This window comes from Streptomyces sp. NPDC044002, assembly GCF_056434525.1.
The window spans coordinates 75,101-95,981 of sequence record NZ_JBWKEZ010000025.1; the positions used below are offsets into that span (position 1 = coordinate 75,101).

The window sequence follows — 20,881 nt, forward strand, 5'->3', positions numbered from 1 at the left end:
TTGTGGACTATTCCCAAAACTACGCTGCCGATGAGCACCCCGACAGCGCTTTCGTGTGACGATCGTAGGCCTTGAGTTGACCGGCTGACATGCCAGGACGGTGGTAGCGTGCGCGCCTCTCTGATCCAAATCGCGGTGAACGACGCCGAGTCGGTGGCTTCCCGGCGGCAGCGGGCCGCCGAACTCGTCAGGGAGCAGGGCGGCTCCGATCTCGTCGTGCTGCCCGAACTGTGGACGGTGGGCGCCTTCGCCTACGAGCAGTTCGAGACGGAGGCCGAACCGCTGGACGGCCCGACCTTCGAGGTCATGTCCAAGGCGGCCTCCGACGCCGGGGTCTGGCTGCACGCGGGCTCGGTCGTGGAGCGCGCCGGCGACGGCTCGCTGTACAACACCGCCCTCGTGCTCTCCCCGTCCGGCGAGCTCGCCGCGACCTACCGCAAGATCCACCGCTTCGGCTTCGACCAGGGCGAGGCGGTGCTCATGTCCGCCGGCGACTCCCTGACCACGGTGGTCCTGCCGGAGCAGACCCTCGGCCTCGCCACCTGCTACGACCTGCGCTTCCCCGAGCTGTTCCGCGGGCTCGTCGACGCCGGCGCCACCACGATGGTCGTCTCCGCGGGCTGGCCGGCCCGGCGGCGCGAGCACTGGACGCTGCTGAACCGGGCGCGGGCCGTGGAGGACCAGTCGTACGTACTGGCCTGCGCGACGGCCGGTACGCACGCGGGCGTCGAACAGGCCGGGCACAGCCTGGTGGTGGACCCGTGGGGCGAGGTCCTCGCGGAGGCGGGCCCGGGCGAGGCCGTCCTGACGGTGGACCTGGACCCGGCGAAGGTCGCCGAGACCCGCGACCAGTTCCCGGCCCTCAAGGACCGCACCCTGGGCCGCTAGTCCCCGGACTCCCCACCCTCCCCGTCCTCCCGTTCCTTTTCGGCCATTCTGATCACGCAGACGGCGAGCGCCACCAGCAGCGCCGCGTCCGCGTCCTCCCGGACCACGTCGACGGCGTACGTCTCGCGGATCCGGTACCACTGCCGGGAGACGAGGGCGAGCAGCTCGCCCTCGTACTCGACCTTGAACTCGCGGTCCAGGATCCGCCCGCTGACGTCGAGTTCCGTGCCCTCGGCCATGGTCACGCGGAAGTGGTTGCACAGCAGCGAGAGCCGCTTGCGCCGGACCACCGCGAGCCGCTGCCCGTCCCGCTCCAGGGTCATCGCGTCCCGCAGCGTGAACAGCTTCTCCCGCAGCGTCAGCAGGACCCGCCCCTCGGGATCCTCCAGCTCCAGGGTGTCGCGGAAGCGGAGCGCCTTCCCGTCGACGAGGAAGGCGTGCCGGCCGTCCTCGTCCTCGATCCAGTAGTCGTCCCCGATGGCCAGCAGTTTGTCCCGAACGAGGTATTTCATGCGCTGATCGTTGCCCGGGATAGCTTGGCCCCATGCCCACGAAGCACCGCACCCGCCTCCTCTACGTGACCGACCTCGCCTACCCCGCGCGCGGCCGCCGCTACTGCGACGAGGACATATTCCTCACCGCCCGCCTGCGCGAGCACTTCGACCTGGCCCTGTGCCACCCGCTGGACGCGCGGGCCCTCATGCCCGGCTTCGACGCCGTCGTCGTCCGCAACAGCGGCCCGGTCCTGGGCTACCAGCAGGCCTACGACGAGTTCCGCGCCGCCGCCCTCGCCGCCGGGACCCCCGTCTACAACCCGCTCACCGGCCGCGCCGACATGGCCGGCAAGCAGTACCTCCTCGACCTCACGGCCGCCGGGTACCCGGTGATCCCGACCGTGGACGACCCGGCCGACCTGCACCTGCTGCCGCCCACCGCCACGTACGCGGTCAAGCCCAAGCAGGGCGCCGACTCCATCGGCCTCACCTTCACCGCCACCCCCTCCGGCCCGCCCGGACAGATCCTGATCCAGCCGAGGATCGACTTCGCGTACGAGGTCTCCTTCTACTTCGTCGACGACGCCTTCCAGTACGCCCTCCACGCCCCGGACCCCGCCCGCCGCTGGGAGCTCACCCCGTACGAGCCGACCGCCGAGGACCTGGCCTTCGCCCGCCGCTTCATCGACTGGAACACCCTCGACCACGGCATCCAGCGCGTGGACGCCTGCCGCGCCCCGTCGGGGGAGCTCCTCCTGGTCGAACTGGAGGACCTCAACCCGTACCTCTCCCTGGACCTCCTCCCGGCCCCGGCCCGCGACGCCTTCGTGGCAGCCCTGATCAGCTCCCTGCGGGCGTTCACGCTCTCGCCGGCCTGCCCGGTCACATCGTGATCCTCGATTCCGGCAAATAGACAACAGAGCACAGAACCCTTCGCCACACTGAGTGTATGCACCAAGACACGTTCTGTGATCTGTACCTCCGTGTGTCCCTTGACAGGGACGGCAAGACTGCGATCGAACGGCAGGAAGTCGACTGCCGTGTCTGGGCCGAACGCAACGGACTGACCGTTCGCAAGGTCCACATGGACAGAGGGCGGTCCGGTTACAAGACCGTTGAGCGCAAGGGCTTCGACGCCGCGCTCGCGGCCGTCACCGCGGGCGTCGTCGGCACACTGATCGTCTGGAAACTGGACCGTCTGTCCCGCAAGGGGATCGGCCAGGTGGGCAAGGTGCTGGACGACATCGAGAAGGCCGGCGGTCGTCTCGTCTCGGTCGTGGACAGTGTCGACACCTCGGACGACTCAGCGCGCATGGCCGTCGCGATGCTCGCTGAGCTCGCCCGGTCCGAGTCGAGGAATCTCGGCATGCGCGTGGGGCACGCGAAGCGCTACCTCCGCAGCAAGGGTCAGTGGATCGGTGGGCAGCCTCCGTACGGGCTGCTCATCGACCCGAAGAAGAAGCTCGTCCATGACCCGGAGCATGCCGTCTATGCCCGCCTGATCGCGGACGAAGCACTCGGCGGGACATCGTTGGTCAAGATCGCCCGACTCCTCAACGAGTACGAGATCAGCTCACCCCGGGGAGGGCAGTGGAACGCGGCCAGCATCATGCAGCTCCTGCGTTCCCCGGCGTTCGCCGGCCTGATGCCGGAGGCCGAGAGCGTCGAGACGGATGACGGCGAGCGGAAGTACACGGGCAGGGTCTTCCCGTACCGCGATCCCGAGACGCTGGACACGGTCGAGATCGGCGAGGGGATCATCACGGTCGGCGAGCGGGAACAGATCATCCAAACCCTGGAATCGAGAACGTTCGTGCACGCAGGAAAACGGCGGCCGAAGCCCGAAGGGACGGCGCTGCTCACGGGACTCGTCCATTGCGCGGTTCCTGGCTGCGGTCGCCGGATGCACCGTGTGGGCGGCAGCTATCAATGCATGGCTCGCCGTGCGGGCAACCAGTGCATCGGAGCGTCGGCGCTGGCCGCAGCGGTTGACCAGTACGTGACGGAACAATTCCTCACCAAGCTGCCAGCGCTGGAGCCGGATGATCCGCTGCTCGCCGCAATCGCGGATCGCTGGGTGCGCCGCATGGACCCGGAGACCTTTGCGAAACGGGATGCGCTTACTGCTGAGATCCAGGACGAGGAAGCCCGCTTGGCTGACCTTGAGGACGCACGTTATGTGCGTGGCGAGTTCCGTGGCGCCGCAGCTGTGGAACGCTACTACCGACTTTCAGAGAGGCTGAGGGGGCGCATCGAGGGGCTTCGAACCGATCTCTGCCAGCTGCCCATGCCGCCGGTGGATGTGCCTCTGATGCTCGATGGCCTCACCCTGCGGGAGACGTGGGCTGACGCGACGAACGAGGACCGGCGCGGGCGGTTGTCACTTGCCATGGACCGGGTTGAGGTGAGCAAGGGAGCGCGTGGTCAGCGGATCATCCCTGAGCAGCGCATCCAGATCCATTGGGCGAAGCCGGCGGGGACGGACATCGGCGCCTGAGCACCCGGTAAGCGCCCTCTCCGCCCGCATGCCGGCCATCGGGCATGTCAGTCGCCGACCTGGTGTTCCACACGGTGGCGGATGTAGTCGTCCGGATGGGACCGGGCTATCGCTGTCGCCGTGTCCACCAGTCCGTGCAGCTCCGGCCGGTAGAGCGACTTCTTGAGCGGCAGTCCGGGGAGAATGCAGCGCCGGACGTCCAAGTGCTCGTTGGCCACGAACTCACGCAGGGCCGCTTCGTGCCACTCGGTGGACACGGACGAGCCGTCATCGGGCGCCGCCCGGTCGGCAGCGCCGGGGTTCTGCGCCCGCACCAGGGGCATTCGCGGCCGCAGGGCCGACCAGTACCAGGCCCGCGCCGCACCGGCTCGCTCGGCATCGGTACCGGTCCGCAGGTACCCGAGGATGGCGGATTGCACGCGCCACTGTCCGAACGCGTTCAGAGCCGGCTCCACGAACTGGCGGTTGAAGCTCGGATCGGGGTCGTAGACGGCAGCCTTGATCAGCGCGTCGAAGGACTCCTCGGAAAGGCTCACGCCTCGGCGGCAGGCTTCCCGCAGTGCTGCCCGAACCCGGTGCTCCCAGTTCCGCCCGCCAGCGGGCTCCCCCTCGGGAGCCACGTCGAGCCCGACGCTCAGGACCACGTCCGCCAGGCACCTGGAAAACGGTTCCCGTCCCTTCTCCGTACGGTTCGGCAGCGCCATGAACCCCTGCGCCGGCTGTGCCGTCTCACCGGCATCGTTCTTCTCCCCGTCCACAGCCACCGTTGCTCCCCTGCCGTAGGTGTGTGATCCGCCATTCATACCCGGATGGCAAGCTTGAAGGATGAACGATGCTGCCCCGGCGCCCACCCCCGCGCCCGAGCCCCGCCGCCGTGCCCGTGTCCGTGCCCCCGAGCTGATCGGCAAGGGCGGCTGGCTGAACACCGGAGGCAAGGACCTCACCCTCGCAGACCTGCGTGGTAAGTGCGTTGTTGTCGATTTCTGGACGTTCTGCTGCATTAACTGCCTGCACGTCCTCGACGAGCTGCGGGAGCTGGAGGAGAAGCACCGGGACACCGTGGTGATCATCGGCGTGCATTCGCCGAAGTTCGTCCACGAGGCCGAGCACGCCGCCGTCGTCGACGCCGTCGAGCGGTACGAGGTGCACCACCCCGTGCTCGACGACCCCGAGCTCGTGACCTGGAAGCAGTACGCCGTGCGGGCCTGGCCCACGCTCGTGGTGATCGACCCCGAGGGGTACGTCGTCGCGCAGCACGCCGGTGAGGGGCACGCGCACGCCATCGCGCGGCTCGTCGAGGAGCTGGAGGCCGAGCACGAGGCCAAGGGGACCCTGCGGCGCGGGGACGGGCCCTACGTGGCGCCCGAGCCCGTCGCGACCGACCTGCGCTTCCCCGGGAAGGCGCTCGTGCTGCCCTCCGGGAACCTGCTGGTGAGCGATTCCACGCGGCACCAGCTGGTGGAGCTGGAGGCCGACGGGGAGACCGTCGTGCGGCGGATCGGCAGCGGGGAGCGCGGCTTCGGGCCGGACGCCTTCAGCGAGCCGCAGGGGCTGGCTCTGCTGCCCGACGGGCGGGTCGTGGTCGCCGACACCGTCAACCACGCGCTGCGGGTCCTCGACCCGGAGACGGGCGCCGTGGAGACCGTCGCCGGGACCGGGCGGCAGTGGTGGCAGGGGTCCCCGACCTCCGGGCCGGCGCTGGAGGTGGACCTGTCCTCGCCGTGGGACGTCGCCTGGTGGCAGGGCCGGGTGTGGATCGCCATGGCCGGCGTGCACCAGCTGTGGACCTGGGACCCGGAGTCGGGGACCGTCGGCGTCGCCGCCGGGACGACGAACGAGGGGCTCGTCGACGGGCCCGCCGCCGAGGCCTGGTTCGCCCAGCCCTCCGGGCTCGCGGCCGCCGGGGACCGGCTGTGGATCGCCGACTCCGAGACCAGTGCGCTGCGGTACGTGGAGCCCGCCGAGGGCGGCTACGCCGTGCGGTCCGCCGTGGGGACCGGGCTGTTCGACTTCGGGCACCGGGACGGCGACGCCGCCCAGGCGCTGCTCCAGCACCCGCTCGGGGTGACCGCCCTGCCGGACGGCTCGGTCGCGGTCTGCGACACGTACAACCACGCCCTGCGGCGGTTCGACCCGGCCACCGGCCAGGTGACGACGCTCGCCACCGACCTGCGCGAGCCCAGCGCCGCCGTGCTGGCCGGCGAGGACATCGTGGTGGTGGAGTCCGCCCGGCACCGGCTGACCCGGCTGCGGCTCCCGGAGGAGGCCGTACGCGTGGACGCGGTCGCCCACCGCACCCAGCGGGCGGCCACCGAGGTGGCCCCCGGCACGCTCCGCCTGGACGTGGTCTTCCAGGCCCCGGCCGGCCAGAAGCTGGACACCCGCTACGGGCCGTCCACCCGGCTGCTGGTCTCCTCGACCCCGCCGGAGCTGCTGGCGGAGGGCGAGGGGGCCGGCACGGACCTGTTCCGGGACCTGGTGCTGGACCCGGCCGTGACCGAAGGGGTGCTGCACGTCTCGGCGATGGCCGCGTCCTGCGACGACGACCCGGCCAACGAGTACCCGGCCTGCCACGTCCACCAGCAGGACTGGGGCGTCCCGGTCGTCGTCACGGCCGCCGGCGCCGCACGCCTGCCGCTGGTGCTGGCGGGCATGGACGCCTGACGGGCGGCCGTAGCGGGCGTTCCCGGAGGGCCGGCCGTCAGCCCTCCAGGAACGCCAGCAGGGCGTTCGCGAGGAGGAACGGGTCGTCGGAGCCGCAGAGTTCGCGGGCCGAGTGCATCGACAGGATCGCCACGCCGATGTCGACGGTCTGGATCCCGTGTCGGGCGGCGGTGATCGGGCCGATCGTCGTGCCGCACGGCATGGAGTTGTTGGAGACGAAGGTCTGCCACGGCACCCCGGCCCGCTCGCAGGCCGCGGCGAACACCGCGCGGCCGCTGCCGTCGGTGGCGTAGCGCTGGTTGACGTTGACCTTCAGGATGGGGCCGCCGTTGACGCGCGGGTGGTGCGAAGGGTCGTGCCGCTCCGCGTAGTTGGGGTGGACCGCGTGCCCGGTGTCCGAGGAGAGGCAGACCGTGGCGGCGAAGGCGCGGGCCTTGTCCTCGTACGTGCCGCCGCGGGAGAAGACTGAACGTTCCAGCACGTTGCCCAGCAGGGGGCCGTCGGCGCCGGTGTCCGACTGGGAGCCGTTCTCCTCGTGGTCGAAGGCGGCCAGGACGGGGATGTGGTCCAGGCCCTCGGAGGCGGACACCGCGGCGAGGGCCGCGACGCCGGCGTGCACCGACAGCAGGTTGTCCATGCGCGGGCCGGCCAGCAGCTCGCGGTCGCGGCCCAGGTAGGCGGGCGGCTCGATCGAGTGGACCATCAGGTCCCAGCCGGCCACCGAGCCCTGCGGCAGGCCCTCTTCCTCCTCCAGGAAGGCGATCAGGTCGCCCTCGCGGGCCTCGCCCAGGCCCCAGATCGGCTGCATGTGCCGCTGCTTGTCGAGCTTGAGGCCGTCCGTGTTGACGGAGCGGTCCAGGTGCACGGCGAGCTGGGGGACGCGCAGCAGGGCGCGGTCCACGTTCACCAGGCGCTCGGTGCCGTCGCGCAGGGTCAGCCGCCCGGCGAGGCCGAGGTCGCGGTCGAGCCAGGTGTTGAGCAGGGTCCCGCCGTAGATCTCCACGGCGACCTGGCGCCAGCCCTGCGAGCCGGTGTCCGGTACGGGCTTGACCCGCAGGTTGGGGGAGTCGGTGTGGGCGCCGATGATCCGGAAGGGGGTGTGCGCGGCCGCGCCCTCGGGCACGTACCAGGCGATGAGCGCGCCGCCGCGCAGGACGAACCTGCCCCCCGTGCCCGAGTCCCAGGCGTCCGATTCCGACAGCTGCCTGAAGCCCGCCTTCTCCAGCCGCTCCGCCGCGTTCGCCACTGCGTGGTACGGCGACGGACTGGCCGTCAGGTAGGTCATCAGATCGTCGGTGTGGCCGCGGTCGAAGCGGGCGGGAGAGCTCATGTGGTTCACCTTAACGACGGTCGTGTTCGCCTTGGCCGGACTGCGGCGGGATAGCCGAAAGGTCGAGGACCGCGGGGGGTTTGCCCCGCGGTCCCGTCGTTCTCAGCCCGGCGGACGCTCGAATCTGCGCTGCAGTTGTCTGCGCTCGCCCCGGCGGATGCGGGGGAGCATCTCGGGGGTCTGCGGCGGGCGCTGCGCGCGTCTCTTGCGTCCGGCGCAGAAGATACAGGCCTCACCCGGTGGGGCATCGGGGTCGATCGGCGCGCCGGGGTGCTCGGAGCATCCCGACGCGTTGCGCGGGCGGGACAGCTCGCGGGCCACGATGAAGGCCCGGTGGAGGTCGTCCGCGATGCGTACGAAGTCCTGGTCGGCGGAGCCGAGGGTGAGGTGGAAGCGCTGCTCGTCGATCACGCGCAGGTAGTGGCGCAGGACGTCGAGGGTGTACGGGGGGTCGGGCACGGGGTACCCGAGGCGCCGCTGCTCGCCCGCGGGGGCGGGGCCCGCGGCCCGGCCGCCCTGGAGGCGCCGGCCGAGGCGGCGGCGGTCGTTGCAGATGAGGCAGCGGCCCCAGCCTTCGGGCGCCTCGGGGTCGAGGGCGCCGTTGGGGTGCTCGGGGCAGCCGGTGTAGCTCTTGGCGGGGGCCAGGCCGGCCGCCGTCTGGAAGGCCACGTAGAGGGCGTCGGCCACCGGCTCGTACTCGGCGGGGTGGGCTCCGTCGTAGAGGTCCTTGATCCGGTCGCCGAGCGCGCCCACGTTGGCCTGGAGCTCCTTGAGGGCGTACGGGCGCCCCGTGGGGACGGAATACCCCCTGCTGCCGTGCTGCTCCTGTGGACTCATGTCTACGAGCGTGCCACGAACCACCGACAACGGCCGAAACGGCCCGACAGCAGTGGCCGGACCCCCGACAGGGAGGGTCCGGCCACTGTGCGTACGTACACCGCGTACGTCGTGTTCGGCGAGGCGGGCGCGCTTCCTTAGAAGGCGGCCTCGTCGAGGTCCATCAGGGAGTTGTCGACGGCCTCGGCCAGCGCGCGCTGGACCGAGACGCCCGGCAGGACCTGGCCGGCGAAGAACTTCGCGGCGGCGATCTTGCCGGTGTAGAAGGCGGCGTCCTTGGCGGAGGCGCCCTCCAGCTTCCCGGCGGCCACGGCCGCGCCCTTGAGCAGCAGGTAGCCGACGACGACGTCACCGGAGGCCATCAGCAGGCGGGTGGTGTTCTGGCCGACCTTGTAGATGTTCTTGACGTCCTCGCCGGTGGCGGTGAGGTCGACGATCATCTGGCCGACGATGGCCTCCAGGTCCACGGCGGCCTTGGCGAGGGCGTCGCGGGCGGGGGCGAGGTCCTCGCCGCCGGGGCCCTCGGCGAGGAACTTCTTGATCGTCTCGGAGAGGATGTTCAGCGAGGCGCCCTGGTCGCGGACGATCTTCCGGAAGAAGAAGTCCTGGCCCTGGATGGCCGTGGTGCCCTCGTAGAGGGTGTCGATCTTGGCGTCGCGGATGTACTGCTCGATCGGGTACTCCTGCAGGTAGCCGGAGCCGCCGAAGGTCTGCAGGGACTGGGCGAGCTGCTCGTAGGACTTCTCCGAGCCGTAGCCCTTGACGATCGGCAGGAGCAGGTCGTTGAGGCCGATCTCGGCGGAGGCGTCCTCGCCGGCGGCCTGCTTGACGGCGATCTCGTCCTGGACGGAGGCCGTGTAGAGCACCAGGGCGCGCATGCCCTCGGCGTAGGCCTTCTGCGTCATCAGCGAGCGGCGCACGTCGGGGTGGTGCGTGATGGTGACCTTGGGCGCGGTCTTGTCCATGAAGTTCGCGAGGTCGGGGCCCTGCACGCGCTCCTTGGCGTACTCCAGGGCGTTCAGGTAGCCCGTCGAGAGCGTCGCGATGGCCTTCGTGCCGACCATCATGCGGGCGAACTCGATGATCATGAACATCTGGCGGATGCCGTCGTGCTTGTCGCCGATCAGCCAGCCCTTGGCGGGGTGCTGGTCGCCGAAGGTCATCTCGCACGTGTTGGAGGCCTTGAGGCCCATCTTGTGCTCGACGTTGGTGGCGTAGACGCCGTTGCGCTCGCCCAGCTCGCCGGTCTCCCAGTCGAAGTGGAACTTCGGGACGAGGAAGAGGGACAGGCCCTTGGTGCCCGGGCCGTGGCCCTCGGGGCGGGCGAGGACGTAGTGGAGGATGTTCTCCTCCATGTCGTGCTCACCGGAGGTGATGAAGCGCTTCACGCCCTCGATGTGCCAGGAGCCGTCCTCCTGCTGGATGGCCTTGGTGCGGCCGGCGCCCACGTCCGAGCCGGCGTCCGGCTCGGTGAGGACCATGGTGGAGCCCCAGCGCTTCTCGACGGCTATCTGCGCGATGCGCTTCTGGGCCTCGTTGCCCTCCTCGTGGAGGACGCCCGCGAAGGCCGGGCCGGAGGAGTACATCCAGATGGCCGGGTTGGAGCCGAGGAGCAGCTCCGCGTAGGCCCAGATGAGGGAGCGGGGCGAGGTGGTGCCGCCGATCTCCTCGGGCAGGCCCAGGCGCCAGTACTCCGAGTCCATGAAGGCCTCGTAGGACTTCTTGAAGGAGGCCGGGACCGGGGCGGTGTTGGTGGCCGGGTCGAAGACCGGCGGGTTGCGGTCGGCGTCCGCGAAGGACTCCGCGAGCTCGTTCTCCGCGAGGCGGGCGATCTCGGACAGGATGCTCTTGGCGGTCTCGGTGTCCATCTCGCCGAACGGGCCGGTGCCGTACAGCTTGTCGCGGCCGAGCACCTCGAAGAGGTTGAACTCGATGTCGCGGAGATTCGACTTGTAGTGCCCCATGGCGACGGCTCCGTTAAGGCTCGGGGAGACAGGTTCCTCGTACATACCAATCGGTAACGTCATGATGCTACCCACCAGTAATAAGAATCAACCCTTCGTTGACCACTGTGACCAGCATCAAGCGGGAATCCCCGGAGGGTGCCTGGGGACGGGGCCCGCTCGGTAGGCTTCGGTCCATGTACGGCTACGACCAGAACGTGAGCGCGGGGCAGCAGCAGTACGCCGCCCCGCAGCAGATGGCCGGCGGGTACGGCGAGCAGCCGCTCTACCCCGAACCCTCGCCGCCGTCGCTCGCCGACGCGGTACGGGCCTTCACCACCGGGTCGCTGTCCGCCGAGGACTTCCAGCAGATCTTCGCGACGTCGAAGGTCTACTGCCCGCGCGGCGACACCCCGGGCTTCCTGGCCCTGCACAACACGCAGCAGCCGGTCATCCCGATGTTCACCACGCTCAAGGAGCTCCGCCGGTACGCCGGCAAGGAGTCCAAGTACTTCGTGATCACCGGCGCCGAGGTGATCGACCTGCTGCCGACCGGGTACGGCTTCGTCCTCGACATGGAGGGCGACCACCGGATGGTGTTCGACGCGAAGGCCGTCGAGCAGATGGTCGACTTCGCGATGCGCCGCATGTATGGCTAGACGCCATTGCCACGCAGATGGCTGACCCGTCCCGATAGGGCCGGCGACGGGGGGTGGACGGGCGTTGCTGAGGGTGCACTTCACGGCCGAGGACCTGTTCAACGTCACCTTCGCCGCCGAGCCGCTGCCGCTGCTCGAACTCGCCATGGCCCTGGTCGCCTGGCAGCGCACCGACGAACAGGCCGTCTTCGGCCCCTGGCGCCGCCGCGTCTGCCGCGACCTGCCCGGCCGGGCCCGCGGCCCGCTGCTCGAACTGCTGCGCCCTGACGGCCAGAACCCGCAGTTCATCGAGCCGTACGCGGCCACCCTGGAGGAGGGCCTGGCGGCCGTCCGCGAGGCGGGCGCGCTGCTCACCGGCGAACAGCTGGCCACCGCCGCCGCCCGCTCCCCCGACGGCCGGCCCTCCTGGCTGCGCGCCCTGTGGGCCCAGGACCGCGAGGCCTGGGACCAGTTGGGCGGGGCGATCGGCACCGCGTACGAGGTGGTCGTCGCCCCGTACTGGCCGCACATCCGGCAGTCCTTCCGGGCGGACGTGGCCTGGCGCACCCGGCTCCTGGCCGCCCACGGCATCAAGGCGTGCCTGGCCGGCATCCACCCGGCGGCCCGCTGGTCGGGCACCGTCCTGGAGGTCGACGCGCCGCCCGGGTACGAGGTGCACCTCGGCGGGCGCGGGCTGCTGCTGATGCCGTCGCCGTTCTGGACGGGCCGGCCGCTGCTCGCGGAGGGCCCCGACGGGCCCGGCGGGCGGCCCCTGCTCATGTACCCGGCGCTGACGCCGCTGCCGCTGGTGGAGACGGGCCCGTCCGGGGCCCCGGCGGGGGCCGCGCTGGACGCGCTGCTGGGGCGGACCCGGGCGGCGGTGCTCCGGCTGCTGGTCCGGCAGCGGACCACGAGCGAGCTGGCCCGGGACCTGGACGTCAGCCTCCCGTCGGTCTCGGAGCACACCCGCACCCTGCGCGCGGCGGGGCTGATCACCACGGAGCGGGACGGGAAGGCGGTGCTCCACTCGGTGACGGGCCTGGGCGCGGAACTGCTGCGCAACGGCGGCTGAGGATCGGGGGGAACCGGCCGAGAACCGGCCGAGGACCGGCTGGGAACCGGCCGAGAACCGGCTGAGGACCGGCTGGGAACCGGTGGAGGTCCGCCGGAGCTTTCGGGCACCGCCGAAAGGATCGCCGAAGCGGCCCGCCCTCCCGCACCATCGGGAGCGGCGGGGGACCCACGGGGGAGGTCCCCCGCCCCGTCTACCGCCGTCCGGCGGCCGTCCGGCGCAGGCGCCACAGGGCGATGCCCGCGGCCGCGACCGCCAGGGCCGCGAGTCCGTACGCGTACAGCAGCGCCGGGTCGGGACGGTAGGCCAGCGACAGCCGGATCCCGGCGAAGAGCGGGATGCCGATCAGGGTCCAGCGGCCGTCGTACTCGATGCCGGACGTCGCCCACTGGAGCAGCAGGCCGGCGAGGAACGTCAGCACCGCCCACGCGCCGAGGTAGGGCCAGGGCGAGCCGGGCAGGGGCTCCATCGGCAGTCCGGTGGCCGCCCACCGGTACACGGCGTACCCGAGGCCGGTCATCACCGCCGTCATCGCGAGGGCCAGCGCGGGCACGCGCAGCCATGCGGGCGCGCTCCACGACGGCTCGGGCGCGGGCTCGTGGTCGTTTCCGGGCTCGCGGTCGCGGTCGGGGCCGGTGAGGGGTGTGCTGGTCTCCATGAACCGGTAGACCGCACCGGGCGCCCTGCGGTTGTCAGGTACGGGGAAAACCACCGACCTGGGGTGGAAAACGGCCGAAACCGCCCCCTCGGCCGTCACCGGGGCGGACGGGAATGCCCCGGGCGGGTGAGCTGTTCCGTGCGGTGTGGCAGAAAGTTCGAGTTTCAACTAAACTCGACGCAGAAGGAGGTCCTGACCATGCCCGCAGTGACTGTTGAGAACCCGTTGACCCTTCCGCGCGTGGCCGCACCGGCCGGCGCCGCGGCCCGCCCCGTGCTGGCCGTGACGGATGCCCCCAGCGGCTTCGAAGGCGAAGGCTTCCCCGTGCGCAGGGCATTCGCGGGGATCAACTACCAGTACCTCGACCCGTTCATCATGATGGACCAGATGGGCGAGGTGGAGTACCAGCCTGGGGAGCCGAAGGGGACCCCCTGGCACCCGCACCGCGGCTTCGAGACCGTCACCTACATCATCGACGGGACCTTCGACCACCAGGACTCCAACGGCGGCGGCGGCACCATCACCAACGGCGACACCCAGTGGATGACCGCCGGATCGGGCCTCCTGCACATCGAGGCCCCGCCGGAGCACCTCGTCGTGTCCGGCGGGCTCTTCCACGGCCTCCAGCTGTGGGTGAACCTCCCGGCCAAGGACAAGATGATGGCGCCGCGCTACCAGGACATCCGCGGCGGCTCCGTCCAGCTGCTGACGTCCCCCGACGGCGGCGCGCTGCTCCGCGTCATCGCCGGCGAGCTGGACGGCCACCAGGGCCCCGGCATCACGCACACCCCGATCACGATGATCCACGCGACGGTCGCGGCCGGCGCCGAGGTCACCCTGCCGTGGCGGGAGGACTTCAACGGCCTGGCGTACGTGCTCGCGGGCCGCGGCTCGGTGGGCGCCGAGCGCCGTCCGATCCACCTCGGCCAGACCGCCGTCTTCGGCGCCGGTTCCTCGCTCACCGTCCGTGCGGACGAGAAGCAGGACTCCCACACGCCGGACCTGGAGGTCGTGCTGCTCGGCGGCCGGCCCATCCGTGAGCCCATGGCCCACTACGGTCCGTTCGTCATGAACACCCGCGAGGAGCTCCAGCAGGCGTTCGACGACTTCCAGAAGGGCCGGCTCGGGACCATCCCGGCCGTGCACGGGATGTCCGAGGGCGGTCTGTAGGACGGCCTGTAGGACGGCTACCGGGGGTCGGTGCGCTCCGGCGCGTACCGGCCCCGGAGTTCCGAGAGGATGCCGAAGGCGGCCGCCGTCAGGGGGACGGCGAGGAGCATGCCGAGGATGCCGGCGACGCTCGCGCCCGCCGTGATCGCCAGCATCACCACCGCCGGGTGCATCTGCACGGTCCGGCTCTGCACCATCGGCTGCAGGACGTACCCCTCGATCATCTGGACCGCCAGGACCACGCCCAGCGCCCACAGGCCGATCACCCAGCCGCGGTCGGCGAGGGCCACCAGGACCGCCACCGCGCCCGAGATGAAGGCGCCGAGGTAGGGGATGTAGGCGGTCACGAACACCAGGGCGGCCAGCCCCAGCGCGCCCGGCACCCGCAGGACCAGCAGCCCGGCGCCGATCAGCACGGCGTCCACCAGGGCCACGAAGGTGGTCCCGCGCATGAAGCCCTCCACGGCCTCGAAGGCCCGCCGGGCCATCGCCTCCATCAGGTCGGCGGAGCCGCTCGGGACGAGGGAGCGCAGGGTGCCCACGGCCCGGTGGGAGTCGCGGAGGAAGAAGAAGATCAGGACCAGTGCCAGCAGGGCCGTCGCGATCATCGTGCCGACCACGCTGAGCCCGGCCACCACGCCCGAGGCGGCCGTGCCGCCGAACTTCGCGAGCAGCTCCTTGGAGTTCGCGGCGAGGTCCTCCAGGGAGGTGCCGGCCGCCCCGAAGTGCTCCGCCAGGCTCTCCCCGGCCCGTACGAGCGAGGCGATGATCTGGTCGCCCGTCTCGACCAGCGCCAGGGCCACCACGTACGTGGCCCCGCCGACGACGGCGACCACCGCCAGGCAGGTCAGCGCCGCGGCCAGTGAGCGGCTGACCCGCATCCGCACCAGGCGCCGGTGCAGCGGGCCGAGCAGGGCCGTGCCGAGGACCGCGAGCAGGACGGGCGTGACGGCGGTCTGGAAGACCACGCACAGCCAGATCCCGACGGCGGCGACTCCGGTGACCAGCAGGACGACCGCGCACCAGGCGGCCAGCCGCCGCACCGGTTCGGGCAGCAGGGGGGTCGGCATCGCCGTGTCCACCTTTCGGCTCGGCTTCGGGAGTGGGTACTACCCCGTCTCGTCCGTGGGCTTGGAGCGTTCGTACAGCTCGAACCAGATCGACTTGCCCGCGCCCCTGGGGTCCACGCCCCAGGTGTCGGCGAGCATCTCCATCAGCAGCACCCCGCGTCCGCTGGAGGCCATCTCGCCGGGGTGCCGCTTGTGCGGCAGCTCGTCGCTGCCGTCGGCGACCTCCACGCGCAGCCGCCGGGTGCCCAGCTCGCCGGCCGCCTCCGCGACCAGCAGCGCGTCCCCGTCGGTGTGCACCAGCACGTTGGTCACCATCTCGGAGACCATCAGCACCGCCGAGTCCACCTGCTCCGGGTCCGCCCAGTCGTGCAGCAGCTCCCGGATCTGGCGGCGGGCGCCCGCGATCCGCTCGGGTTCGGCCTGGGCCACGGTCAGCACCGTGCGCCGGGCGGGCCGGGCCGGGTGCGTCAGGCCGGTCCCGCAGCCGCAGCCGGCGCCCTCGCGGCAGAGCAGCACCACGGCTATGTCGTCCTCGCGGCGGTCGGCGAGCGGGCCGGTGGTGTGGTGCGAGGAGGGCCCGTGCACGGCTTGGACCAGCAGGTCGGCCAGGTGCTCCAGGTGTCCGGCGGTGAGGTCCGCGCCGGGCCCGTACGTCTCGGCGTCGGCCTCCAGGATGGCCCGCAGGCGGGCCCAGCCGGTGTCGAGGTCGTGCCCGCCGGTCTCGATGAGCCCGTCGGTGCACAGCATCATCGTCTCGCCGGGCTCCAGGGTGAACCGGGTCGTCGGGTAGTCGGTGTCGGGGACGATCCCGAGCGGGAGGCCGCCGGCGGTGGGCCGCATCAGGACGGTGCCGTCCGCCATCCGGACCACCGGGTCCGGGTGGCCGGCGCGGGCCACCTCCAGGGTGCCGGTCTCCGGGTCGCACTCCACGTACAGGCAGGTCGCGAAGCGGGGGCTGAGGTAGTCGGACTCGCCGCCGGGACCGCGTTCGGCGGCCTCCGCCCCGGCCTCCTCCTCCTGGGAGGAGCAGAGCCCGGCGAGGAAGCGGGAGGCCCGGGAGAGCACCGCGTCGGGCCGGTGGCCCTCGGACGCGTACGCCCGTACCGCGATCCGCAGCTGGCCCATCAGGCCGGCGGCCCGTACGTCGTGCCCCTGGACGTCGCCGATGACCAGGGCGAACCGGCCCGACGGCAGCGGGATCATGTCGTACCAGTCGCCGCCGACCTGGAGCCCGCCGCCGGTGGGGACGTAGCGGGCGGCGATGGTCATGCCGGGGATCTCGGGCCCGAGCTGCGGCATCATCGACCGCTGGAGCCCGGTGGTCAGCTCGCGCTCGGACTCGGCGACGCCGGCCCGCTGGAGGGCCTGGGCGAGCATCCGGGCGACCGTCGTCAGAACGGACCGCTCGTCGGGCGAGAAGGTCACCGGCTGCTTGAAGGCGGCCATCCAGGCCCCCATGGTCCGCCCGGCCACGATCAGCGGCAGGAAGGCCCAGGAGACCCGGCCGAACGGCTCGGCGAGCGGCCAGGTGACGGGGAAGCGCCGCTCGTACTCCTCCGGGGTGGGCAGGTAGATCGCGCGGCCGGTGCGGACGACCTCCGCGGCCGGGTAGGCGGTGTCCAGGACCATGTCCGTGAAGGGGGCCTCGTCGCCGGGGGCGTGCCCGTGGTGGCCGATGACCGACAGCTTCTCGCCCGCCACCCCGAAGACCGCCAGCCCGTCGGGGCTGAAGCCCGGCATGGACAGTGAGGCAGCCACCCGCAGCACCTCGGCCGTGGACCGGGCCTCGGCGAGCGCCCGGCCGGCGTCGAGGAGGAAGGCCTCGCGGGAGCGCCGCCAGTCGCCGGTGATCGGGGTGTGGACGGCGGTGGTGCCGGGCTGCGGCTCGGCGATCTCCTGGATGGTGCCGATCAGCTCGTAGTCGGTGCGGCCCTCGGGCGTCCGGTTCTCCACGGGTTTGGAACGGCTGCGCACGGTGCGCAGCACGCGCCCGTCCTCGTCCATGATCCGCAGCCGGGCCTCGGCGAGGGTGCCCTCGGCGACGGCGAGGTTGACGATGCCGTTGATCTCGTTCCAGTCGACCGGGTGGAAGCGCGAGCGCACCGCCACCTCGGGCAGGACGACGGGCTCGGCGGGCAGGCCGAGCAGCCGGGCGGCCTCGCCGTCGAGGGTGACCGTCCCGGAGGCGTTGTCCCATCGCCACAGGCCCGTCGCGATGGCGGCCAGGACGTCCTCGGTGCGCACCCGGTCATCTTTACAGGTGATCCCGTCGGGGTGCCTGTTCGGGAGGCCGCCCGGGCGCGCCCGCGCGGTGCCCCGCCCGGACGGTAACCTTGGGACGGTTGAATCCACCCTGGTATCGCGTAGAACTGGATGACTGATGCATCGGTACAGGTCCCACACGTGCGGCGAGCTCCGTGCCTCTGACGTCGGCACCGACGTCCGGCTGAGCGGCTGGCTGCACAATCGTCGAGACCTGGGCGGCATCCTCTTCATCGATCTGCGCGACCACTACGGCATCACGCAGCTCGTCGCCCGCCCCGGCACCGCGGCCGCCGACGTCCTGGACAAGCTGTCCAAGGAGACGGTCGTCCGGATCGACGGCAAGGTCGTCTCCCGCGGCACCGACAACGTGAACCCCGACCTGCCGACCGGCGAGATCGAGATCGAGGCCGCCGAGGTCGAGGTGCTCGGCGCGGCCGCCCCGCTGCCCTTCACGATCAACACCGACGACGGTGTGAACGAGGAGCGCCGCCTGGAGTACCGCTTCCTCGACCTGCGCCGCGAGCGCATGCACCGCAACATCATGCTGCGCTCGGCGGTCATCGCCTCCATCCGCTCGAAGATGGTGGCCCTCGGCTTCAACGAGATGGCGACCCCGATCCTCACCGCGACCTCCCCCGAGGGCGCCCGTGACTTCGTCGTCCCGTCCCGCCTGAACCCGGGCAAGTTCTACGCCCTGCCGCAGGCCCCGCAGCAGTTCAAGCAGCTGCTGATGATCTCGGGCTTCGACCGCTACTTCCAGATCGCGCCCTGCTTCCGCGACGAGGACGCCCGCGCCGACCGTTCGCCGGGCGAGTTCTACCAGCTCGACGTGGAGATGTCCTTCGTCGAGCAGGAGGACGTCTTCCAGCCGATCGAGAAGCTGATGACCGAGCTCTTCACCGAGTTCGGCGGCGGCCGCCCGGTCACCTCGCCGTTCCCGCGGATCCCGTTCCGCGAGTCGATGCTGAAGTACGGCAACGACAAGCCCGACCTGCGCGCCAAGCTGGAGCTCGTCGACATCACCGACGTGTTCGAGGGCTCGGAGTTCAAGGCGTTCGCCGGCAAGCACGTCCGCGCGCTGGCCGTCCCGGACACCGCCGCGCAGCCGCGCAAGTTCTTCGACGGCCTGGGCGAGTACGCGATCTCGCTGGGCGCCAAGGGCCTGGCCTGGGTCCGCGTCGGCGAGGACGGCTCGCTGACCGGCCCGATCGCCAAGTTCCTCACCGAGGAGAACGTCAAGGTCCTCACCGAGCGTCTGGGCCTGGCGGCCGGGCACGCGGTGTTCTTCGGCGCGGGCGAGTTCGACGAGGTCTCCAAGATTATGGGCCCGGTCCGGGTCGAGGCCGCCAAGCGCGCGGGCCAGTTCGAGGAGAACGTCTTCCGCTTCTGCTGGATCGTCGACTTCCCGATGTACGAGAAGGACGAGGAGACCGGAAAGATCGACTTCTCGCACAACCCCTTCTCGATGCCGCAGGGCGGCATGAAGGACCTGGAGGAGAAGGACCCGCTCGACATCCTGGCCTGGCAGTACGACATCGTCTGCAACGGCATCGAGCTGTCCTCCGGCGCCATCCGCAACCACGAGCCCGAGGTCATGCTGAAGGCCTTCGAGATCGCCGGTTACGAGGCCGAGACCGTCGAGCGCGAGTTCGCGGGCATGCTGCGCGCCTTCCGCCTCGGCGCCCCGCCGCACGGTGGCATCGCCCCGGGCGTGGACCGCATCGTGATGCTGCTGGCCGACGAGCCGAACATCCGCGAGACCATCGCCTTCCCGCTCAACGGCAACGCCCAGGACCTGATGATGGGCGCGCCGACGGTGCTGGAGGAGTCCCGCCTGCGCGAGCTGAACATCGCCCTGCGCAAGCCGGTCGAGACGAAGGCCGCGGACGCCAAGGCCGCCGACGCGAAGCCGGTCGCGGAGGCCGTCCACCCGGACGCCGCGCGCTGACGCCGTGACGCCGTGACGCTGCCGCTCCGGTAGCGGGAAGGGCCCGGGATCCTCGTGGATCCCGGGCCCTTCGTCGTTCCGCCGTGCGGTCAGAACCGGTCGAGGATGCCCTTGAGGAGGGCGGCGGAGGTCAGCTCCGCGGGGGCCGGGCCGGCGTGGAAGAAGCCGGCGTTCTCGGCGTCCAGCTTGCGCAGGAAGTCGAAGGCCTTGGCGTCGTGGTCGCCGAACGCGACGAACTGCCAGTGGACGCCGGGGGCGGCGGCCGCCGCGTCGGTGATCGCCTGGCGGGCGGGGCGGACGTTGTCGGGGGCGCCGTCCGTCTGGAAGACGACCAGGGCCGGGCCCTCGCCGCCGTCCTTCTGGTAGCGCTCGACGACCGCCTCGACGGCCACGTGGTAGCTGGTGCGGCCCATCCGGCCGAGTTCGCCGTGGCGGTCCTCGACCCAGGTGGCGCCGTGGGCGTCGAGGGTCAGCTCGGCGGTGCCGTCGAGCTCGGTGGAGAAGAACACTGTGTGGACGGTGGCCTCCTCGTCCAGGTGCGCGGCCAGGGCGAGGGCGTGGTCGGCGAGGTGCTGGGCGCTGCCGTCCTTGTAGAACCCGCGCATGGAGCCGGAGCGGTCCAGTACGAGGTACACCTTCGCGCGGGCCCCGGCCTTCCCCTTGGCCCGCAGCACCTGCCCGGCGGCCTTGTACGCCCCGGCGACGCCGACGGCCCGCCGCCGGACCGCTGCCGCGGCGATGGCGGGTCCCTCGACGGGGTCCGCCGGGTCCGCCGGGTCCGCCGGGTCCGCCTGCGGCGAGGCTTCGGCGGTCACGGGCTCGGGCGTCTCGGCCTCCGGCTCGGGGGTGGCGGCGAGGGGCTCGGCCTCCGGTTCGGCTTCCGGTTCAGCTGCGGCGGCGACGGGTTCGGCCGTCTCGGCCTCCGGCTGCGGCTGCGGCTCCGGCTCGGCGGCCACGGCCTCCGGCTCCGGCTCGGCCTGGGCGGCGGCGGGCTCCGCCTCCGGCTCCGGCTCAGGGGTGGCGAGGGGTTCGGCCTCGGCCGCGGGCTCGTCCTGCGCCTGCGGAGCGGGCTCTTCGGCGGTGACGGGGGCCGCCTGGGCCTCGGGCTCGGCGGCGGCGGGCTCGGCCTCGGCCTGCGCTTGCGGCGCGGGGGCCTCCGGCTCCGCCTCGGCGGTGTCTTCGGCGGCTGCGGGAGCGGCCTGGGCCCCGGGCTCCGCTGCTGCCTCCGGCTCGGGGTCGGCCTGGGCGGCGACGGGCTCTTCCGGCGCCTGCGGCGCGGGCTCTTCGGTGGCCTCGGGGGCGGTCTGGGCCTCGGGCTCCGCTGCTGCCTCCGGCTCGGGGTCGGCCTGGGCGGCGACGGGCTCTTCCGGCGCCTGCGGCGCGGGCTCTTCGGTGGCCTCGGGGGCG

17 protein-coding genes are annotated in these 20,881 nt (G+C 71.7%); 8 read left to right on the forward strand and 9 right to left on the reverse strand.

Annotated elements, in window-relative coordinates; translation table 11 throughout:
• Positions 1-108: 108 nt before the first annotated feature.
• The gene (locus tag AC07A6_RS20015; RefSeq protein ID WP_362460787.1) at positions 109-888 is read left to right on the forward strand and encodes a carbon-nitrogen family hydrolase; all 780 of its coding nucleotides are present in this window, start codon (positions 109-111) and stop codon (positions 886-888) included.
• On the opposite strand, the gene AC07A6_RS20020 is transcribed toward AC07A6_RS20015, so the two are convergent.
• Positions 885-1,400, reverse strand: a complete 516-nt coding sequence (locus AC07A6_RS20020) for an LURP-one-related/scramblase family protein (protein WP_478777918.1) — start codon at positions 1,398-1,400, stop codon at positions 885-887. The two genes, AC07A6_RS20015 and AC07A6_RS20020, sit on opposite strands and share 4 nt — an antisense overlap.
• Positions 1,401-1,432: 32 nt before the next feature.
• On the opposite strand from AC07A6_RS20020, the gene AC07A6_RS20025 reads away from it, so the two are divergent.
• Positions 1,433-2,275 carry an ATP-grasp domain-containing protein gene (locus AC07A6_RS20025; protein WP_478777919.1) on the forward strand — a complete coding sequence of 281 codons (843 nt, stop codon included), beginning with the start codon at positions 1,433-1,435 and terminating at the stop codon, positions 2,273-2,275.
• A gap of 56 nt (positions 2,276-2,331) precedes the next feature.
• Positions 2,332-3,879 carry a recombinase family protein gene (locus tag AC07A6_RS20030; protein ID WP_478777920.1) on the forward strand — a complete coding sequence of 516 codons (1,548 nt, stop codon included), beginning with the start codon at positions 2,332-2,334 and terminating at the stop codon, positions 3,877-3,879.
• A 47-nt stretch (positions 3,880-3,926) separates the two neighbouring features.
• Here AC07A6_RS20030 and AC07A6_RS20035 read toward each other — a convergent pair whose 3' ends face one another.
• Entirely contained in the window at positions 3,927-4,637 is a 711-nt protein-coding gene (locus tag AC07A6_RS20035; RefSeq protein ID WP_478777921.1) for a hypothetical protein, read from the reverse strand.
• A 67-nt stretch (positions 4,638-4,704) separates the two neighbouring features.
• Here AC07A6_RS20035 and AC07A6_RS20040 point away from each other — a divergent pair, with 67 nt between their 5' ends.
• Positions 4,705-6,543: an NHL domain-containing thioredoxin family protein gene (locus AC07A6_RS20040; RefSeq protein WP_478777922.1), complete on the forward strand. Its 1,839-nt coding sequence runs from the start codon at positions 4,705-4,707 to the stop codon at positions 6,541-6,543.
• Positions 6,544-6,580: 37 nt separating this feature from the next.
• Here AC07A6_RS20040 and AC07A6_RS20045 read toward each other — a convergent pair whose 3' ends face one another.
• The 3 genes from AC07A6_RS20045 to AC07A6_RS20055 form a co-directional block, all read right to left on the reverse strand.
• Positions 6,581-7,873, reverse strand: a complete 1,293-nt coding sequence (locus AC07A6_RS20045) for a M18 family aminopeptidase (protein WP_362460772.1) — start codon at positions 7,871-7,873, stop codon at positions 6,581-6,583.
• 102 nt (positions 7,874-7,975) lie between these two features.
• Positions 7,976-8,710: a hypothetical protein gene (locus AC07A6_RS20050; protein WP_386272977.1), complete on the reverse strand. Its 735-nt coding sequence runs from the start codon at positions 8,708-8,710 to the stop codon at positions 7,976-7,978.
• 137 nt (positions 8,711-8,847) lie between these two features.
• The gene (locus tag AC07A6_RS20055) at positions 8,848-10,674 is read right to left on the reverse strand and encodes an acyl-CoA dehydrogenase (protein ID WP_362461014.1); all 1,827 of its coding nucleotides are present in this window, start codon (positions 10,672-10,674) and stop codon (positions 8,848-8,850) included.
• A gap of 176 nt (positions 10,675-10,850) precedes the next feature.
• On the opposite strand from AC07A6_RS20055, the gene AC07A6_RS20060 reads away from it, so the two are divergent.
• Both AC07A6_RS20060 and AC07A6_RS20065 read left to right on the forward strand, forming a co-directional pair.
• Positions 10,851-11,312: an SseB family protein gene (locus AC07A6_RS20060; protein ID WP_007265129.1), complete on the forward strand. Its 462-nt coding sequence runs from the start codon at positions 10,851-10,853 to the stop codon at positions 11,310-11,312.
• A 73-nt stretch (positions 11,313-11,385) separates the two neighbouring features.
• Positions 11,386-12,363 carry a winged helix-turn-helix domain-containing protein gene (locus AC07A6_RS20065; RefSeq protein WP_362461011.1) on the forward strand — a complete coding sequence of 326 codons (978 nt, stop codon included), beginning with the start codon at positions 11,386-11,388 and terminating at the stop codon, positions 12,361-12,363.
• A gap of 193 nt (positions 12,364-12,556) precedes the next feature.
• On the opposite strand, the gene AC07A6_RS20070 is transcribed toward AC07A6_RS20065, so the two are convergent.
• Complete coding sequence (locus AC07A6_RS20070) at positions 12,557-13,021, reverse strand: hypothetical protein (protein WP_478777923.1); 465 nt, start codon at positions 13,019-13,021, stop codon at positions 12,557-12,559.
• Between the two features lie 198 nt (positions 13,022-13,219).
• Between AC07A6_RS20070 and AC07A6_RS20075 the strand changes: the two genes are divergently transcribed.
• Positions 13,220-14,191, forward strand: coding sequence for a pirin family protein (locus AC07A6_RS20075; RefSeq protein ID WP_478777924.1), 972 nt, complete (start codon positions 13,220-13,222; stop codon positions 14,189-14,191).
• Between the two features lie 17 nt (positions 14,192-14,208).
• On the opposite strand, the gene AC07A6_RS20080 is transcribed toward AC07A6_RS20075, so the two are convergent.
• Both AC07A6_RS20080 and AC07A6_RS20085 read right to left on the reverse strand, forming a co-directional pair.
• A complete protein-coding gene (locus tag AC07A6_RS20080; RefSeq protein ID WP_478777925.1) occupies positions 14,209-15,261 on the reverse strand; it encodes an AI-2E family transporter in 1,053 nt (350 codons plus the stop codon).
• Positions 15,262-15,300: 39 nt separating this feature from the next.
• Complete coding sequence (locus AC07A6_RS20085; RefSeq protein ID WP_478777926.1) at positions 15,301-17,505, reverse strand: SpoIIE family protein phosphatase; 2,205 nt, start codon at positions 17,503-17,505, stop codon at positions 15,301-15,303.
• 136 nt (positions 17,506-17,641) lie between these two features.
• Between AC07A6_RS20085 and aspS the strand changes: the two genes are divergently transcribed.
• A complete protein-coding gene (gene aspS / locus AC07A6_RS20090) occupies positions 17,642-19,474 on the forward strand; it encodes an aspartate--tRNA ligase (protein ID WP_362460755.1) in 1,833 nt (610 codons plus the stop codon).
• Positions 19,475-19,563: 89 nt separating this feature from the next.
• Here aspS and AC07A6_RS20095 read toward each other — a convergent pair.
• Positions 19,564-20,881: VWA domain-containing protein (locus AC07A6_RS20095; RefSeq protein ID WP_478777927.1), on the reverse strand; the 1,318-nt coding region annotated here is incomplete at its 5' end.

What these genes read in the sequence shown, in the direction of transcription:
- AC07A6_RS20025 (WP_478777919.1), top strand. Translation starts at nt 1,433, where the DNA reads ATGCCCACGAAGCACCGCACCCGCCTCCTCTACGTGACCGACCTCGCC.
- AC07A6_RS20020 (WP_478777918.1), bottom strand. Translation starts at nt 1,400, where the DNA reads ATGAAATACCTCGTTCGGGACAAACTGCTGGCCATCGGGGACGACTAC.
- AC07A6_RS20075 (WP_478777924.1), top strand. Translation starts at nt 13,220, where the DNA reads ATGCCCGCAGTGACTGTTGAGAACCCGTTGACCCTTCCGCGCGTGGCC.
- AC07A6_RS20045 (WP_362460772.1), bottom strand. Translation starts at nt 7,873, where the DNA reads ATGAGCTCTCCCGCCCGCTTCGACCGCGGCCACACCGACGATCTGATG.
- AC07A6_RS20040 (WP_478777922.1), top strand. Translation starts at nt 4,705, where the DNA reads ATGAACGATGCTGCCCCGGCGCCCACCCCCGCGCCCGAGCCCCGCCGC.
- AC07A6_RS20050 (WP_386272977.1), bottom strand. Translation starts at nt 8,710, where the DNA reads ATGAGTCCACAGGAGCAGCACGGCAGCAGGGGGTATTCCGTCCCCACG.
- AC07A6_RS20060 (WP_007265129.1), top strand. Translation starts at nt 10,851, where the DNA reads ATGTACGGCTACGACCAGAACGTGAGCGCGGGGCAGCAGCAGTACGCC.
- AC07A6_RS20030 (WP_478777920.1), top strand. Translation starts at nt 2,332, where the DNA reads ATGCACCAAGACACGTTCTGTGATCTGTACCTCCGTGTGTCCCTTGAC.
- AC07A6_RS20070 (WP_478777923.1), bottom strand. Translation starts at nt 13,021, where the DNA reads ATGGAGACCAGCACACCCCTCACCGGCCCCGACCGCGACCGCGAGCCC.
- aspS (WP_362460755.1), top strand. Translation starts at nt 17,642, where the DNA reads ATGCATCGGTACAGGTCCCACACGTGCGGCGAGCTCCGTGCCTCTGAC.
- AC07A6_RS20055 (WP_362461014.1), bottom strand. Translation starts at nt 10,674, where the DNA reads ATGGGGCACTACAAGTCGAATCTCCGCGACATCGAGTTCAACCTCTTC.
- AC07A6_RS20080 (WP_478777925.1), bottom strand. Translation starts at nt 15,261, where the DNA reads ATGCCGACCCCCCTGCTGCCCGAACCGGTGCGGCGGCTGGCCGCCTGG.